This is a genomic window from Streptacidiphilus alkalitolerans (genome assembly GCF_042511045.1).
GTDB classification, from domain to species: Bacteria; Actinomycetota; Actinomycetes; order Streptomycetales; family Streptomycetaceae; genus Streptacidiphilus; species Streptacidiphilus alkalitolerans.
The window spans coordinates 84,776-100,078 of sequence record NZ_JBHEZX010000019.1; the positions used below are offsets into that span (position 1 = coordinate 84,776).

The following is a 15,303-nucleotide window of genomic DNA, read 5'->3' on the forward strand; positions in this document are numbered from 1 at the left end:
ACTTTCCGGCGGGGAGGTGACGCGCCGTGCGGAGTGGAGTGGCGTCGGCATGAACACGACTGGACGTTTGGTCCGTACCAGTTACCATTCTGTTATCAATGGCCAGGATCCTCAGGGCCTTCAGGGTCTTCAGCGGCCGGAGTGCCGTCCGGGATGGAACACCCACACCCGCAGCAGCAGGAAGCGGACCACGGTGGACAGGGCGTTGGCGCCGACCAGCGCCGCGAGTTCGACCAGGTGCGAGGCCGCCGGGGCGGCGACCCTGACCAGGGCGAGGGTGGCGGTGCTCAGCACCAGCCCGATCAGGAAGGCGATACCGCCCTCGACCTGGTGCTTGAGCGCGTCCCGGGTTCCGGTGACCCCGAAGGTGAAGCGACGGTTGGCGGCGGTGTTGGCGATCGCGGTGGCGAACAGGGCGATGCCGTTGGCCAGCACGGCCGGGCTCAGTTGACGGAGAATCAGATACAACGCCAGATAGGCGAGGGTGCTGACCACCCCGATCACCGCGAAGCTGGAGAGCTGCCACTTCATCGCCGGCGGCAGCTGCGCCTGCTGGACCCGGGGCGGCACCGGCAGCCGGGTGGCCCCGCTCAGCGTCTTCCTGGCGACCCGCCACATGCCCTTGAGGTCGTCCCTGACCGTGCGGACGATGTCGACCCGGCTGTCCGGGTCGTCCACCCAGTCGACCGGGACCTCATGGATCCGCAGGCCGCTGCGCTCGGCGAGCAGCAGCAGCTCGGTGTCGAAGAACCAGGTCTGGTCCTCGACCGCGTCGAGCAGGGCCTTGACCACGTCCGTCCTGGCGGCCTTGAAACCGCACTGGGCGTCGGAGAACCTGGCCGCCATGGTGGTGCGCAGCATCAGGTTGTACGTGCGGGAGATGAACTCGCGCTTGGGGCCGCGGACCACGGCCGAGCCCCGGTGCAGTCGGCTGCCGATGGCGAGGTCGCTGTGCCCGGACAGCAGCGGGGCGACCAGCGGCAGGAAGGCGTCCAGGCCGGTGGAGAGGTCCACGTCCATGTAGCTGACGACATCGGCCTCGCTGCGGCTCCAGACATGGCGCAGGGCGCGTCCGCGGCCCTTCTGGTCCAGGTGGACGGCCCGTACCCCCGGCAGCTCGGCGCTGAGTTCGGAGGCGACCTGCCAGGTGGCGTCGGTGCTGGCGTTGTCCGCGACGGTGATGGTGAAGCGGTAGGGGAAGGTCGCCAGGAGATAGGCGTGCAGCCGTCTGACGCTCGCGGCCAGGACCCGCTCCTCGTTGTACACCGGGACGACGATCTCCACCGTGCTGGCCAGGGGCGCCGCCTGCGCGCCCGCGTGGGGCTGCGGCTGGACCTTGGTCTGGGTCGGCGGCTGCGGCTGCGGCTCAGCCTGGGCCTGGGGCTGGGCGGCGGAACCGCCTGCCAGCGCTGTCGGTTGGCTCATGCCTCCACGGTTCGGCACCGGCCTGTGCTGAGCCTGTGCCAGGCATAGGGCAGGCGTGAGAAGCCTGCCGGGGGCTACTGCACGGTGCCGGCCCGCAGCATGCCTTTCAGCACCTTGCCGGAGGCGTTCCTCGGCAGCTCGGTGACGAACTCGACCTGGCGCGGCACCTTGTAGTTGGCCATCTCCCGCCGCGACCAGGCGATCAGCTCGGCCCCGTCCAGACTGCCGGAGGCGACCACGAAGGCCTTGCCGACCTCGCCCAGCCTCGGGTCGGCCATCCCCACCACGGCGACGTCCGCGACCAGCGGATGCCGGGACAGCACCTGCTCGATCTCGGCCGGGTAGGCGTTGAAGCCGCCCACCGTGAACATGTCCTTGAGCCGGTCGGTGATCCGCAGGTTGCCGTCCGCGTCCAGCACGCCGATGTCGCCGGTCCGCAGCCAGCCGTCGTCGGTGAAAGCCTCCTCGGTGCCCGCCGGGTCCTCGAAGTACTCGCGCATCACGGTGTAGCCGCGCACCTGCACCTCGCCGGGGGTGCCCGGGGGCTGGGCCAGGTTCGACCCGGACTCCCCGTCCGCGATCCGGACGGTGACGCCGGGGACGGCCCGGCCGGAGGTGGCGGCGATCAGCCCGGGGTCGTCGCCGCGGCGGCCCATGGTGACCAGTCCGCAGGACTCGGTGAGTCCGTAGGCGGTGAGCACGGTGCGGAAGCCCAGCTCCTCGCGGATCCGGGTGACCAGCTCCAGCGGGACCACGGCCGCGCCGGTGACCGCCAGCCGCAGCGAGCGCAGGTCGTACCCGGCCCGGCCCGGGTGGTCCAGCAGCGACTGGTAGACGGTGGGGGCGCCGGGCAGCACGGTGACCTGTTCGCTGGAGATCTTGGCGAGCACCGCCCCGGCGTCGAACACCGGCTGCGGCAGGACCACCGCGCCGCGCATCAGCGAGGCGAGCACCCCGGCCTTCCAGCCGAAGGTGTGGGTGAACGGGTTGACCACCAGATAGCGGTCGCCCTCGACCAGCCCGGCGAGTTCGGCCCAGGTGGCGAAGGCACGCAGGGACTGGGCGTGGGTGGTGATCGCGCCCTTGGGGAGCCCGGTGGTGCCGGAGGTGAACATGATGTCGGCCGGGTCCTCCGGGCGGACCGCGTCGGCCCGCTCCCGCACCGCGCGGTCCGGGAGCTGCGCGGCGGCGGCGAGGAAGCCGCGCCAGTGCTGGAACCCCTCCCCCGCCTCATCCCGGTCGCCGAGGACGACGGCCGTGCGCAGGTCGGGCAGGTCGCGCAGCGGGCCGCTGCCGTGCGGGCCCGCGCCGCCGGCCGCCGAGCGCAGCGCCGAGACATAGCTGACGCCCAGGAAGGCGTCGGTGACGAACAGCAGCGCGGCCCGGGTGCGGCGGAGCAGGTCGACCGCCTCGGCCCCCTTGAGCCTGGTGCCCAGCGGGACCAGCACGCCTCCCGCGGCGAGCGCGCCAAGCGCGGCGACCACGTAGTCCGGGGTGTTGGGCGCCCAGATCCCGACCCGGTCGCCGGGGCGGATCCCGGCCGCCATCACCGCCGCCGCCGCGCGCTCGACCCGTACCCCCAGCTCGCGGTAGCTGATCCTGGTACGCGGGCCGACCACGGCCTCGCGGTCGCCGTACCGCTCGGCCGCCCTGCGCACCAGCAGGGGGACGGTGCCCCACTCCAGATCTCCGCGCACCGGACCCTCCGCTTCCCCGACCATCCGCTTCACCGACCACCGAAGTCACTTCAACGTACGGCCGTTCAGACCGTTGTGACGCATCGTCAGATTAGATCGGCAGCGGGCTTCCGGCCAGACCTCCGGCCACCTATTCTGACGGGACGTCAGATCTGGACCGGTCGGGAGAACCCATGCTCAAGGACCGCACGGCGATCGTCGGCATCGGACAGACCCGCTTTGCCAAGCACCTCGACGAACCCGAGAAGACCCTCGCCGCCCGGGCCGTGCTGGCCGCCCTCGACGACGCCGGGATCGACCCCGCCGAGGTCGACGGCCTGGCCTCCTACACCATGGAGGAGACCGACGAGGTCGAGCTCGCCAAGTCCATCGGGGCCGGCGACATCACCTTCTTCAGCCGCACCGGCTTCGGCGGCGGCGGCTCCTGCGCCACCGTCGCCCACCTCGCCATGGCCGTCGCCACCGGCCAGGCCACGGTCGGCGTCGCCTGGCGCTCCCGCAAGCGCGGCTCCGGCGTCCGGCCGTGGACCAGCACCTCGGTGCAGCTGCCCACCCCGGCCCAGTGGACCCGTCCGTTCGGGCTGCTGCGGCCGGCCGACGAGATCGGCATGCTGGCCCGCCGCTACATGCACGAGTACGGGGCCACCCGGGACCACCTCTTCAACGTCGCCCTGGCCTGCCGCAACCGCGCCAACCAGAACCCCGACGCAGTGATGTACGAGCGCCCGCTGACCCGGGAGATGTACATGGACGCCCGCTGGATCTCCGAACCGCTCTGCCTCTACGACAACTGCCTGGAGACGGACGGGGCGCTGGCCTGCGTCGTGGTCAGCGCCGAACGGGCCAGGGACTGCCGGCGGAAGCCGGTCTATGTCCACTCCGCCGCGCAGGGCCTCCCGGCCCAGCACCACGGGATGGTCAACTACTGGAACGACGACCCGTTGACCGGCCCCGCCTGGACCGCCGCCCGGCAGCTGTGGAAGGCCGCCGACCTCGGTCCACAGGATGTGGACACCGCCCAGATCTACGACGCCTTCACCCCGCTGATCCCGCTCTCGCTGGAGGGCTACGGATTCTGCGCCCGCGGGGAGGGGGCGGCCTTCACCGAGGGCGGCGCGCTGGAGCTCGGCGGCCGGCTCCCGATCAACACCGCGGGCGGCGGCCTCTCCGAGGGCTATGTGCACGGCTTCAACCTGATCAACGAGGGGGTGCGGCAGCTTCGCGGCAGCTCCACCTCCCAGGTCCCGGACGCCGCGACCTGCCTGGTCACCGCCGGGGAGGGCGTCCCCACCTCGGCCCTGCTGCTGCGCAACTGAGAGGACCGGACATGTCCGTGATCGACACCGTGAACGCGGCCGGCGGGCTGGTCGACGGCCTGCTGCTGCCCTGGCCCGACGCCGACGGCGAGCCCTTCTGGGAGTACGCGCTGCGCGGCGAGCTGCGGGTGCAGGCCTGCGCCGAATGCGGACTGCGGCGGTTCCCGCCCCGGCCCGCCTGCCCGCGCTGCCACAGCTTCGCCGACGATTGGCAGCCCACCTCCGGACGCGGGCGGATCTGGTCCTTCGTCATCGCGCACCCGCCGCTGCTCCCCGCCTACGCGGAACAGGCCCCCTACCCGGTCGCGCTGGTCGAACTGGACGACGATCCGGCGATCCGCCTGGTCGGCACGCTGACCCCCTCGGTCCGCCGTCCCGACGCCCCCTGGAACGCGGTCCCGGCCTCGCGGCTGCGGATCGGAGCACCGGTCCAGGCGGTATACCAGACCCTGATCCCCGGGGTGGTAGTTCCGCGCTGGGCTCTCCTGAACGGGTGACCCCGCGGTCGGCCGGGCCCGGCCGCCGTTAGCCTGAGCGTATGACTTGGCTGATCACAGGCGGTGCAGGCTTCATCGGGGCGCATGTCGTACGGGCCATGGCCGCGGACGGGCGCGCCGTCGTCGTGCTGGACGACCTCAGCACGGGGGACGCCTCCCGGCTCCCGGCCGGGGTCCCGCTGGTCACCGGATCGACGCTGGACCGCCCGCTGCTGGACCGGGTATTGACGGAGCATCAGGTTACCGGGGTGCTGCACATCGCGGGCAAGAAGCAGGTCGGCGAGTCGGTCGCGCAGCCGCTGCGGTACTACCACGAGAACGTCGAGGGACTGCGGGTGGTGCTGACTGCCTCGGCCGAGGCGGGGGTGCGGAGCTTCCTGCTGTCCTCCTCCGCGGCGGTCTACGGCATGCCGGACGTGGAGATCGTCACCGAGGACACCCCCTGCCTGCCGATGAGCCCCTACGGCGAGACCAAACTGGCCGGGGAGTGGCTGGTCCGGGCGACCGGGCGGGCCCACGGCCTGGGCACGGTGTCGCTGCGCTACTTCAACGTGGCCGGGGCGGCGAGCCCCGAGCTGGGCGATCCGGGCGTCTTCAACCTGGTGCCGATGGTCTTCCAGCGGCTGGCGGCCGGGCTGCCCCCGCTGGTCTTCGGCGCGGACTACCCCACCCCCGACGGCACCTGCGTCCGCGACTACATCCACATCGCCGACGTCGCCACCGCGCATGTGGCCGCGGTGCGGCGGCTCGAAGCCGACCGGGAGGGGACCGAACTGGTCCTCAACATCGGCCGCGGCGAGGGCGTCTCGGTCCGCGAGATGCTGGACGCCATCGGCCGGGTCACCGGGCTCGACGCGACCGGCGAGGTGGTCGCCCGCCGGGCCGGCGACCCGGCCCGGGTGGTGGCCTCCGCCGACCTGATCGCCAAGGAACTCGGCTGGACGGCCGAGTACGACCTCGACGCGATGATCACCTCCGCCTGGGCCGGCTGGCAGCACCACCACGGCAGCGGCGGCGGGGCGTCGGCCTGAGCCGTCCGGCTGCCGGCCCGGGACCGGCTCCCGGGCCCTGACCCCGACCCTGAACCGGCTTCCGGTTCTGGCCCTGGCCCGGCCACCGGCCTTCCCCCGGACCGGCCCCAGGCCGCGGACCGGCTCCCGACCCCGGCCCCGGTTCCCGACCCCGACCCCGACCCGGCTCCCGGTTCTGACCCTGCCCCGGCCCGGCCACGGGCCTTCCCCCGGACCGGCCCCAGGCCCTGAGCCGGGTCCTGGCTTTCCCCCGCCGGCCCTGGCCCTGAGCCGGTCTCCGGGTCGGCCGCAGGCCTGGCCCCGACTCAGCTCCTGGCCCCGGCCCTGCTCCTGCCCGGAGCCGGGTCCCTGCTCCCGACCCTGCTCCCAACCCTGTCCCGGCGCGGGCCCTCGCCCCGGGCCCGGCGTCAGCCGGTGGAGGTGGCTGTGCCGAGGGCGGCGTCCAGGGCGTAGACGCAGCGGTCCTTGCTGCAGGCGAACACCCGGCCGTCGACGGCGACCGGGGAGCCGGTGATCTCGCCGCCGGTGTCGAGCTTCCAACGGAGCCGGCCGGTCTGCAGGTCCAGGGTGTGCACGGAGTGGTCCCTGCTGCCGAGGTGGACCAGGCCGCCCGCCGCCGCCGGGGCGCCGGTGAGGTCGCCGCGGGCGCTGTAGCGCCACCGCTCCTCGCCCTGGCGGGCGTCGAAGGCGTAGACCGTGTCACCGCTGCCGACCAGGACCGTGCCGTCCTCGACCACCACCGGGTCCACCCCCTGGCGGCCCCCGGTACGGGCCCGCCAGCGCTGCGCGCCGGTGGCCGCGTCCAGGGCGAACACCGCGCCGAGGTAGTCGGCGGCGTAGAGGCCGCCCTGCTCGTCCAGGGTCGGCGGAGTGAACAGCACCACCGGGGCGTCGAAGCGCCAGCGCTCCGCGCCGGTCTCCTCGTCCAGGGCCAGGATCCTGGTGCCGGAGGTGAGGTGCAGCAGGCCGTGCCGCAGCACCGGACGGGACGGGACGTCCTCGCCGACCGGGTGGGTCCAGCGCAGCCGCCCGGTGGTCAGGTCGACGGCGCGGAGCCGTCCGCCGCCGTAGTAGTAGACCGACTCGCCGACCACGCAGGGCCCGGACTGCTGGCTCTCGTAGTCCTGCTGGGCGTCCGCGGCCTGCCACATCTGGCTGCCGTCGATCGCCGAGCGGACCTGGACCCCGCCGCCGCGGGTCCCCGCGACCACCGCGCCGGCTCCGGCGTCCAGCGAGTAGGTCCAGCCGTCCAGGGCGACCCGCCAGCGCTCGGCGCCTTCGTCCGCGGAGAGGGTGAACAGGGCGGGGCCGTCGGCGGCGTGCACCTGGCCGTCGGCGACGGCCATCGCCCAGGCCACATCGCGGGTCTTGAAGCGGCGGCGACCGCTGGAGATGGTGAAGGCGTGCACCTCGAAGCTGGTGACATAGAGCACACCATCGCTGACCTGCGGCACACCCCACACGTCGTTGGACATCCGGAACCGCCACGGCCGCCAGCGGGCTCCCGACGTGGGCGGCACCGGCACCGCGGCGGCCTCCGGCTGCGCCGGGATCCGGCGCACCCAGCCGGTGCCGGGGTGCGGCACCGGGTCGCCCTGGGCCGGGTCGGCGGGCGGAGCCGCCTTGACGCCGGGCCCGACCGAGGAGCCGCCGACCAGCTGCACCACCGGTGCGGAGGCCTCGGCGTCCGGCGCCCCGGCGTGCCGGCGGGCGCCGCCGCCCGGCGGGTAGACCCGCTTGGTCGGCAGATGGTCGTCCAGCGCCGAGGGCTGCGGCTGGGCATGCGGCTGCGGCTGGACGTGCGACTGCGGCTGCGACTGCGGGTGGACCGGGGCGTGCGGCTGCGGCTGGCCCGGGTGCGAGGTCCGCGGGTCGAACGGTGCGGACACCGGCGCCGGACCGGGCCCGGGGGCAGGCACCGGCGCGGGCGCGGGGGCGAACGCCGCCGAGGCCGCGCCCACCAGCCCGCCGCTGGGTCTCCGCCCCCGCTTGCGGTCGATCAGCTCCTGCGCCGCCGGCGGCAGCCAGTCGCGGTCGTCGCCGCCACCGTCCCCGTTGGAGAACAGGTGCGGGGCCAGCTCGGCCTGGATCTGGGCCGGGGTCGGCCGCCGCTCGGGCGCCGGACGCATGCAGGCCTTGACCAGCGGAGCCAGGTCGGGGGCCAGACCGGACAGGTCCGGGGACTCCCTGAGCAGCATGAACACCGTCTCCACCGGGTTGGACCCGTGGTACGGCGCATGCCCGGTCGCGGAGTACACCAGCAGCGAGCCCAGCGAGAAGACGTCGCTGGCCCCGGTCACGCTGCGGCTGTCCCTGGCCTGCTCGGGCGACATGTAGGCGGGGGTGCCGACGGCGACGTTGGTCATGGTCAGCCGGGTGTGCGAGACCCCGGCGGCGATGCCGAAGTCGATCACCCGCGGACCGTCCTCGGTGACCAGCACATTGGAGGGCTTGAGGTCGCGGTGGACAAGACCCGCGGCGTGGATCGACTGCAGCGCCTCGGCGATCCCGGCGATCAGCCAGCGCACCGCGTCCACCGGCATCGGGCCGCACTCGGCGACCAGGTCCTCCAGCGAGGGGGCCGGGATGTAGGCGGTGGCGAGCCAGGGCACGGGCGCGTCCGCGTCCGCGTCGACCACGGCGGCGGTGTAGAAGCCGCTGACGGTGCGGGCCGCCGCGATCTCACGGGCGAAGCGGACCCGGAACAGCTGGTCCTCGGCCAGTTCCGCGCGCACGGTCTTGATCGCGACGCGCCGGCCCGCGGAGGACCTGGCCAGGTACACCAGGCCCATTCCGCCCGCGCCGAGGCGCCCCAGCACCTCGAAGGCGCCGATCCGCCTGGGATCGTGCGCCGTCAGCTGGTCCACGTCGTCAGCCACCTCCCCGTTTGGTACCGCGTACGTCAGCGGCCGCCGCAGCGGCCCGCTGGCCTGATTGTCCAACGCCGACCCGTGCCAGGGCCAACCAGGCCCGACAAAATCAGGCTCGATATCCCGTACGCACCAGTACCCCACGGAAGTGGACACCGGCCCGGCAACGTGTCCGACTGCCCGGAAGAACGTTGCAGGAGAGTTAGATTGACCTTGACGGGCGAGGGTGGAGGAACGGTATGGCTGGTGCGGCCGAGCAACTGGTCCCTGTACTGGAGGACCTTCTCGGGGCGGAGCTGCCGATCAGGCTCCGGACCTGGGACGGAGCGGAAGCAGGGCCTCCGGGCGCCCCGCTGCTGGTGCTGCGCAACCGGCGCGCGCTGCGGCACCTGCTGTGGCGCCCGGACGAGCTGGGCCTGGCCCGGGCCTATGTCTCCGGGGATCTTGAGCTGGACCCCTCCAGCGACCTCTACGACCTGCTGGGCGCGCTGGCCCGGCTGGTCGCGCAGACCCACGCGGTGACGCTGCGCCCCAGCGCCCGGGACCTGGTCGGCCCGCAGGGGCGCCGGCTGCTGCGCACCGCCCTCGGCACCGGGGTGATCGGCCCCCGGCCGCCGCTGCCGCCGGAGGAGGCCACCCGGGTCCGGCAGGCCGGCACCCGGCACTCGCTGCACCGGGACCGCAGCGCCATCAGCCACCACTACGACGTCGGCAACGACTTCTACCGGCTGGTCCTCGGCCCCTCCATGGTCTACTCCTGCGCCTACTGGCCGACCGGGACCACCTCGCTGGAGGCGGCCCAGGAGGCCAAGCTCGACCTGGTCTGCCGCAAGCTCGGGCTGCGCCCCGGCATGCGGCTGCTGGACGTGGGCTGCGGCTGGGGCTCGCTGCTGCTGCACGCCGCCCAGCACTACGGCGTCGAGGGGGTGGGCGTCACCCTCTCCGCCGAGCAGGCGCAGGGGGCACGGGAGCGGATCGCCGAGGCCGGGCTGAGCGACCGGCTGACGGTCAGGCTGCAGGACTACCGCGAGGTGGACGACGGCCCGTACGACGCGATCTCCAGCATCGGCATGGCCGAGCACGTCGGCTCGGAGCAGTTCCGCCGCTACGGGACCACCCTCTACGGGCTGCTCGCCCCCGGCGGCCGGCTGCTGAACCACCAGATCGCCCGGCGCCCCAACCTGCCCGGCGAGCCCTACCGAATCAGCCCCTTCATCGCGGCCTACGTCTTCCCGGACGGGGACCTCTCGCCGATCGGGAACACCGTCAGCCTGCTGGAGGAGGCGGGGTTCGAGATCAGGGACGTGGAGTCGCTGCGCGAGCACTACGCGCAGACCCTGCGGGCCTGGGTCGACAACCTGGAGCAGGACTGGGAGCGGGCGGTGAAGCTCAGCACCCTGGGCCGGGCCCGGGTCTGGCGGCTCTACATGGCGGCCTCGGCGCTGGCCTTCGAGGAGAACCGGATCGGGGTGAACCAGATCCTGGCCGTGCGCACCGGTCCGGAGGGGGACAGCGGGCTGCCGCCGACCCGGGCCGAGTGGCTGACGGACCCTCGGGCCGGGGCCCCGTCTGCCGGTGTCTCAGGGCCGGACCAGGCCCCCGGAACCGGCGCCCCGTCAGCCTGACGGACCATTTGGCACACCGCCGAATAGCGCGGAGATCTTGCCACGGTAAACTGACGGCATGACAGGACAAGTTCGCACCGTCGACGGGCGTGTCGCCGGGCGACGCGGGCAAGCGACGCGGCAGAAGCTGCTCGAATGCCTTAGCGAGATGCTCAGCACATCGCCCTACCGGGACGTCAAGGTCATCGACGTCGCCCGGATGGCCGGTACCTCCCCCGCAACGTTCTACCAGTACTTCCCCGACGTCGAGGGCGCTGTCCTCGAGATCGCGGACGGAATGGCCCGGGAAGGCGCCGCCCTCAAGGATCTGGTCGCCGAGAAGTCGTGGGCCGGCAAGTCCGGCTACCAGACGGCTGAGGAGCTTGTGGAAGGCTTCCTCAACTTCTGGCGCGACAACGAGGCCATTCTCCGCGTGGTGACGCTGGGATCGGCGGAAGGGGACAAGCGGTTCTTCAAGATCCGTATGAAGATCCTCAACGCCGTGACCAACTCGCTCACGGACTCCCTCAAGGTCATGCAGGACACCGGGAAGGCGGACAAGTCGGTCAGTGCACCGGCCGTCGCCGGCTCCCTGGTGGCCATGCTGGCCGCCGTCGCCGAGCACCAGAAGGGATTCGACTCCTGGGGCGTCAAGGCCAAGGAGCTCAAGCCCAGCCTGGCGCTCCTGGTCTACCTGGGCATGACCGGGAAGAAACCGCCGAAGTAGCAGTCGGACGGCAGCAGCACAGTCCTGGGTTCGCGGGCCCCGGCCGCCTGTCCGGCCGGGTTGAGCCTCCTGGTTGCCTCGGGGGAGGTATCCCGGTTCGAGTCCCGCACCCACGTCCACCTCAAGGGCGGTCACTCCTTCACCGGAGCTGGCCGCCCTTCGCTTGTCCCGGGCTCGGGTCCTTCGACGGCGGGGCCCTCGACGGCGGGCCCCTCAGCGGCACCGGGCCCCTCGGCGGCGGCGGGCCTTTCGACGGCGGCGGGGGTCAGCCGGAAGATCCGGATCTGCCGGTCGATCCGGGCCTGGTAGGCCGCGTACGGCGGCCACATCCGGAGCAGCGCCGCCCAAGCGAGCTCTCGCTCCTCCCCGGCCAGCAGCACCGCCGTGACCTGCACCGTACGGCCCCGGTGCTCGACCAGCGCCCTGGGTTCGGCCAGCAGGTTGCCGGTCCAGGCCGGATGGTCGGTGCGACCGAAGTTGCTGCCGACCACCAGGAAGCTGCCGCCGCGCTCCGGCAGGCAGGCCAGCGGCGCCACCCGGGGCTCGCCGCTGCGGCGTCCGGTGGTGGTCAGGAACACCGACGGCAGCATGTACTGGCTGATCATCACCTTTCCGCCGCTGAGCCGGTGCACCGCCTTGTCCAGCGGCGGCAGCAGGTGCGGGGCGATCCGGGCGAAGAGCACGGTCGAGGACACCTTCTGGACCAGGGCCTCCTGCCGGGACCGGGGCGGACGGGGGGTGTGTGCCGTAGCCATGGGGATCATCCCTTCCTGGAGACCTGGCCGCTCCGCACGCGCGGACGGGAGAACAGCGCCGCGCGTTCGGCGGCGAGGGTGCGCAGCAGGTGCGGCGGCCCGAACAGCAGCTCGTCGGAGGCGGCCCGCTTGAAGTAGAGGTGGGCGTCGTGCTCCCAGGTGATGGCGATGCCGCCGTGCAGCTGGATCGCCTCGGCGGCGGCGGTCCGCAGCGCGTCCAGCGCATGGGCGAGCGCCAGCGGGACCGCCGTCCCCTCGTCCTCGCCCTGCTCCAGCGCCCAGGCGGCGTAGTGGACCGCCGAGCGTGCGGTCTCCACCGCGACATAGACATCCGCGAGCCGGTGCTTCACCGCCTGGAACGAGCCGACCGCGCGCTCGAACTGCTTCCTGACCTGCACATACTCCACGGTCCTGGCCAGGCACTGGTCCGCCGCGCCGACCGCCTCCGCGGCGATCGCCACCGCCGCCAGCAGCCCGGTCCGGGCCAGCGCCGGCCCGGCGTCGCGGGCCGGGTCGCCCAGCGGCACGGCGGGGGCGTCGCGCAGTTCGACCCGGCCGAGGGCGCGGGTGTGGTCCATCGCCGCGAGCCTGCTCCGCCTGGCCTCAGGTGCGTCCCCCTGCACCAGGAAGAGGACGGTGCGGCTGCGCGGGAAGCCGCCGGTGTGGGCGGCGACGACCAGCAGGTCGGCGCGGGCCCCGTCCAGCGCCTGCTCCGCCTCGCCGTAGAGCAGCCAGTCGGCGCCGGGGCCGGCCGGCGGGGCCTGCGGGGCCGCCGGGGCCGCCGGGGTCCGGGAAGCGTCCGGCTGCTCCGGGGCCGGGCGGGCCTGGATGCCTCCGGCCCGGCCGCCGCCGGCCGCCGTCCCGTCCGGGAGGCCGTCGCCCCGGTCGACCGGGATCAGGCCAAGGGCGAACGCCGGGGAGGCGGCGAGGACCAGCGCCGCCGTGCGCTCGCCGGAGGCGAGGCCGGGCAGCAGGGCGGCCCGCTGCTCGTCGGTGCCGAGCAGGTCGATCAGCGTGGCGGCCAGCACCGAGGAGGCCAGCAGCGGGGAGGGCAGCAGCGCCCGCCCGGTCTCCTCGCAGGCCAGGGCCAGTTCGACCGGGCCGAGGCCGGCGCCGCCGTACTCGGCCGGGAGGGCGAGGCCGGGCAGGCCGAGCTGCTCCGACAGCTGCTGCCACAGCGCCCGGTCGTAGCCCTCGGGGCCCGCCGCCGCGGCGCGCACCTGCTCGGGGCCGCAGTTCTTCGCCAGTGCCTCGCGGAGGGTGCGGCGGACGGCGTCCTGTTCCGGGGTGAGTGCGGGATCCATGACGTCTCCAGCCTTCTGCAGCCTGTGCTTCGATCTGACGATCCGTCATCCTAGAAGGACCGGCCGGTCGGGCACAGGGGCACAGCACAGCAAATCTGATGTACCGTCAGATTCTTGCTCTCGAACGGATTCCTGCCCGCGACGTCCCCCAAGGGAGTTGATCCGCCCGTGCCCGCACCGTCGCTGCACTCCCCGGTACCGGAAGACTCGCCGCGCCGGCGCCGGGTCGCCGTCGTCGGCGTCGCCCACTCCGCCTGCGGACGGGTGGACGACGCCACCCCGTTCCAGCTGCACGCCCAGGCCGCGCGCCGCGCCCTCGCCGACTCCGGACTTCCGCGCTCGGTCGTCGACGGCGTGGCCTCGGCCGGCCTCGGGCTGCTCGCCCCGGTCGAGGTCTCCGAGTACCTCGGGCTGCGCCCCACCTGGACCGACTCCACCTCGGTCGGCGGCTCCACCTGGGAGGTCATGGCCGCGCACGCCGCCGACGCGATAGCCGCCGGACACGCCAACGCCGTGCTGCTGGTCTACGGCTCCACCGCCCGCGCCGACCTCAAGGCCCGCCGCCGCACCGCCGGGATCTCCCTCGGCGCACGCGGCCCGCAGCAGTTCGAGGCCCCGTACGGGCACACCCTGATCGCCAAGTACGCCATGGCCGCCCGCCGCCACATGCACGAGTACGGCACCACCCTGGAGCAGCTCGCGGGCGTCGCCGTCCAGGCCCGCGCCAACGCGGCGAGCAACCCGGAGGCGATGTACCGGGACCCGCTGACGGTGGAGCAGGTGCTGGCCGGGCCGGAGATCGCCTCCCCCTTCACCAAGCTGCACTGCTGCATCCGCTCCGACGGCGGCTGCGCGGTGCTGTTCGCCGCCGAGGAGTACGTGCCGGACACCCCGCACGACCCGGTCTGGGTGCTCGGCACCGGCGAGCACCTCAGCCACAACCTGATGTCCGAGTGGGAGGACTTCACCGTCTCCCCCGCCGCCGTCTCCGGCCGCCTCGCCTACCGGCGGGCCGGGGTCGCCCCCGCCGACATCGACCTCGCCGAGCTCTACGACGCCTTCAGCTACATGCCGCTGGTCGCCCTGGAGGACCTGGGCTTCTGCGCCAAGGGGGACGGCGGCCCCTTCGTGGACGCCAAGCACGGACGGCTGCTCCGGGACGGCGAGCTGCCGGTCAACACCGACGGCGGCGGGCTCAGCGCCTGCCACCCTGGGATGCGCGGGCTCTTCCTGATCACCGAGGCCGTCCGCCAGCTGCGCGGCGAGTACCCCGAGGACCGCCAGGTCCGCCGCCGCGACGGCTCGCTCCCCGAGCTCGCCCTGGTCAGCGGCACCGGCGGCTGGTTCTGCTCCTCAGCGACGATGGTGCTGGGACGCTGAGGGCGACGGTGCGGGGCGGTGTCCGAGGCGGGGTGCGACCGGGGAGTGCAGCGCGGGGGTGAGGCCGTGGCCCCGGCCTGGAGTGGGCCGGGGGCGTAGCCCTAGGTTCGGGTGGCTCCGAGCGGCCACTTCCCCACTGTCTCGTAGTGCGCCGGGCCCACGCCCAAGTGACTGCGCATCAGCAGCAGCTCGGCCGCCGGCCAGGCCGTCCCGGAGAAGTCCGCGAGCGCAGCGACCAGCGGCGCCAGGTCCGTTCCCGCCGGGGCCGGGCCGCCGGCCCGGGAGGCGCCGCTGCGGGCGAGGGTGAGGTGGGCCCGGAACGGACGCTCGTCCACGGCGATGCCGGTGGCCCTGGCAGCAGCCGCGACCTCCTCGGCGAGGCGGCCGAGCGCGTGGGTGTCGCCCTGGACACCGGCCCACAGGGCGCGTTCGCCGAAGCGTCCGCCACCGGCCAATCTCAGCCGACTCGTACGGTCGACGGTCGCGGCGGCCTCGGCGAGGCGTCCGCCGAGGGCGTCCAGGTCAGCGGCGTCGACCTGGCCCAGGAACGCGAGGGTCAGGTGCCAGGTCGACTCGGCGGTCCAGCGCAGCGGGGCGGCCTGCGGCAGCGTCTGCAGCGAGGTGACGGCGGCGGCCAGTTCCCCGATCGCAGCCGGGGGCGGCACGACGGCGGCGAAGAGTCTCATGGGGGCAGTCT

General features: G+C 73.7%; 12 protein-coding genes. 6 read left to right on the forward strand and 6 right to left on the reverse strand.

What is annotated here, in order from left to right; genetic code table 11:
* Positions 1 to 129: 129 nt before the first annotated feature.
* A complete protein-coding gene (locus ACEZDG_RS31785; RefSeq protein WP_380516411.1) occupies positions 130 to 1,425 on the reverse strand; it encodes a glycosyltransferase in 1,296 nt (431 codons plus the stop codon).
* 74 nt (positions 1,426 to 1,499) lie between these two features.
* Positions 1,500 to 3,146 (reverse strand): FadD3 family acyl-CoA ligase, encoded by a 1,647-nt coding sequence (locus ACEZDG_RS31790; protein ID WP_380516414.1) that lies wholly within the window; start codon positions 3,144 to 3,146, stop codon positions 1,500 to 1,502.
* Between the two features lie 149 nt (positions 3,147 to 3,295).
* On the opposite strand from ACEZDG_RS31790, the gene ACEZDG_RS31795 reads away from it, so the two are divergent.
* The 3 genes from ACEZDG_RS31795 to galE are packed head-to-tail and all read left to right on the forward strand — an operon-like array spanning position 3,296 to position 5,966.
* Positions 3,296 to 4,438, forward strand: a complete 1,143-nt coding sequence (locus ACEZDG_RS31795) for a lipid-transfer protein (protein WP_380516417.1) — start codon at positions 3,296 to 3,298, stop codon at positions 4,436 to 4,438.
* Between the two features lie 11 nt (positions 4,439 to 4,449).
* The gene (locus tag ACEZDG_RS31800; RefSeq protein WP_380516419.1) at positions 4,450 to 4,935 is read left to right on the forward strand and encodes a Zn-ribbon domain-containing OB-fold protein; all 486 of its coding nucleotides are present in this window, start codon (positions 4,450 to 4,452) and stop codon (positions 4,933 to 4,935) included.
* Between the two features lie 41 nt (positions 4,936 to 4,976).
* Complete coding sequence (gene galE / locus ACEZDG_RS31805; protein WP_380516421.1) at positions 4,977 to 5,966, forward strand: UDP-glucose 4-epimerase GalE; 990 nt, start codon at positions 4,977 to 4,979, stop codon at positions 5,964 to 5,966.
* 407 nt (positions 5,967 to 6,373) lie between these two features.
* Here the strand turns inward: galE and ACEZDG_RS31810 are convergent, their stop codons facing one another.
* The gene (locus tag ACEZDG_RS31810) at positions 6,374 to 8,845 is read right to left on the reverse strand and encodes a serine/threonine-protein kinase (protein ID WP_380516424.1); all 2,472 of its coding nucleotides are present in this window, start codon (positions 8,843 to 8,845) and stop codon (positions 6,374 to 6,376) included.
* A 230-nt stretch (positions 8,846 to 9,075) separates the two neighbouring features.
* Between ACEZDG_RS31810 and ACEZDG_RS31815 the strand changes: the two genes are divergently transcribed.
* Together ACEZDG_RS31815 and ACEZDG_RS31820 are read left to right on the forward strand one after the other, a co-directional pair.
* Entirely contained in the window at positions 9,076 to 10,461 is a 1,386-nt protein-coding gene (locus ACEZDG_RS31815; protein WP_380516427.1) for a class I SAM-dependent methyltransferase, read from the forward strand.
* Between the two features lie 58 nt (positions 10,462 to 10,519).
* Positions 10,520 to 11,167, forward strand: coding sequence for a TetR/AcrR family transcriptional regulator (locus tag ACEZDG_RS31820; RefSeq protein ID WP_380516429.1), 648 nt, complete (start codon positions 10,520 to 10,522; stop codon positions 11,165 to 11,167).
* 131 nt (positions 11,168 to 11,298) lie between these two features.
* Here the strand turns inward: ACEZDG_RS31820 and ACEZDG_RS31825 are convergent, their stop codons facing one another.
* Together ACEZDG_RS31825 and ACEZDG_RS31830 are read right to left on the reverse strand one after the other, a co-directional pair.
* Positions 11,299 to 11,922, reverse strand: coding sequence for a nitroreductase family deazaflavin-dependent oxidoreductase (locus tag ACEZDG_RS31825; RefSeq protein WP_380516432.1), 624 nt, complete (start codon positions 11,920 to 11,922; stop codon positions 11,299 to 11,301).
* Between the two features lie 5 nt (positions 11,923 to 11,927).
* Positions 11,928 to 13,226, reverse strand: a complete 1,299-nt coding sequence (locus ACEZDG_RS31830) for an acyl-CoA dehydrogenase family protein (protein WP_380516434.1) — start codon at positions 13,224 to 13,226, stop codon at positions 11,928 to 11,930.
* Between the two features lie 168 nt (positions 13,227 to 13,394).
* On the opposite strand from ACEZDG_RS31830, the gene ACEZDG_RS31835 reads away from it, so the two are divergent.
* Complete coding sequence (locus tag ACEZDG_RS31835) at positions 13,395 to 14,606, forward strand: thiolase C-terminal domain-containing protein (RefSeq protein WP_380516436.1); 1,212 nt, start codon at positions 13,395 to 13,397, stop codon at positions 14,604 to 14,606.
* A 101-nt stretch (positions 14,607 to 14,707) separates the two neighbouring features.
* Here the strand turns inward: ACEZDG_RS31835 and thpR are convergent, their stop codons facing one another.
* Positions 14,708 to 15,292, reverse strand: a complete 585-nt coding sequence (gene thpR, locus ACEZDG_RS31840) for an RNA 2',3'-cyclic phosphodiesterase (protein ID WP_380516439.1) — start codon at positions 15,290 to 15,292, stop codon at positions 14,708 to 14,710.
* Positions 15,293 to 15,303: the final 11 nt, after the last annotated feature.

What these genes read in the sequence shown, in the direction of transcription:
- ACEZDG_RS31790 (WP_380516414.1), bottom strand. Translation starts at nt 3,146, where the DNA reads ATGGTCGGGGAAGCGGAGGGTCCGGTGCGCGGAGATCTGGAGTGGGGC.
- ACEZDG_RS31825 (WP_380516432.1), bottom strand. Translation starts at nt 11,922, where the DNA reads ATGGCTACGGCACACACCCCCCGTCCGCCCCGGTCCCGGCAGGAGGCC.
- ACEZDG_RS31785 (WP_380516411.1), bottom strand. Translation starts at nt 1,425, where the DNA reads ATGAGCCAACCGACAGCGCTGGCAGGCGGTTCCGCCGCCCAGCCCCAG.
- thpR (WP_380516439.1), bottom strand. Translation starts at nt 15,292, where the DNA reads ATGAGACTCTTCGCCGCCGTCGTGCCGCCCCCGGCTGCGATCGGGGAA.
- ACEZDG_RS31795 (WP_380516417.1), top strand. Translation starts at nt 3,296, where the DNA reads ATGCTCAAGGACCGCACGGCGATCGTCGGCATCGGACAGACCCGCTTT.
- ACEZDG_RS31815 (WP_380516427.1), top strand. Translation starts at nt 9,076, where the DNA reads ATGGCTGGTGCGGCCGAGCAACTGGTCCCTGTACTGGAGGACCTTCTC.
- galE (WP_380516421.1), top strand. Translation starts at nt 4,977, where the DNA reads ATGACTTGGCTGATCACAGGCGGTGCAGGCTTCATCGGGGCGCATGTC.
- ACEZDG_RS31830 (WP_380516434.1), bottom strand. Translation starts at nt 13,226, where the DNA reads ATGGATCCCGCACTCACCCCGGAACAGGACGCCGTCCGCCGCACCCTC.
- ACEZDG_RS31820 (WP_380516429.1), top strand. Translation starts at nt 10,520, where the DNA reads ATGACAGGACAAGTTCGCACCGTCGACGGGCGTGTCGCCGGGCGACGC.
- ACEZDG_RS31800 (WP_380516419.1), top strand. Translation starts at nt 4,450, where the DNA reads ATGTCCGTGATCGACACCGTGAACGCGGCCGGCGGGCTGGTCGACGGC.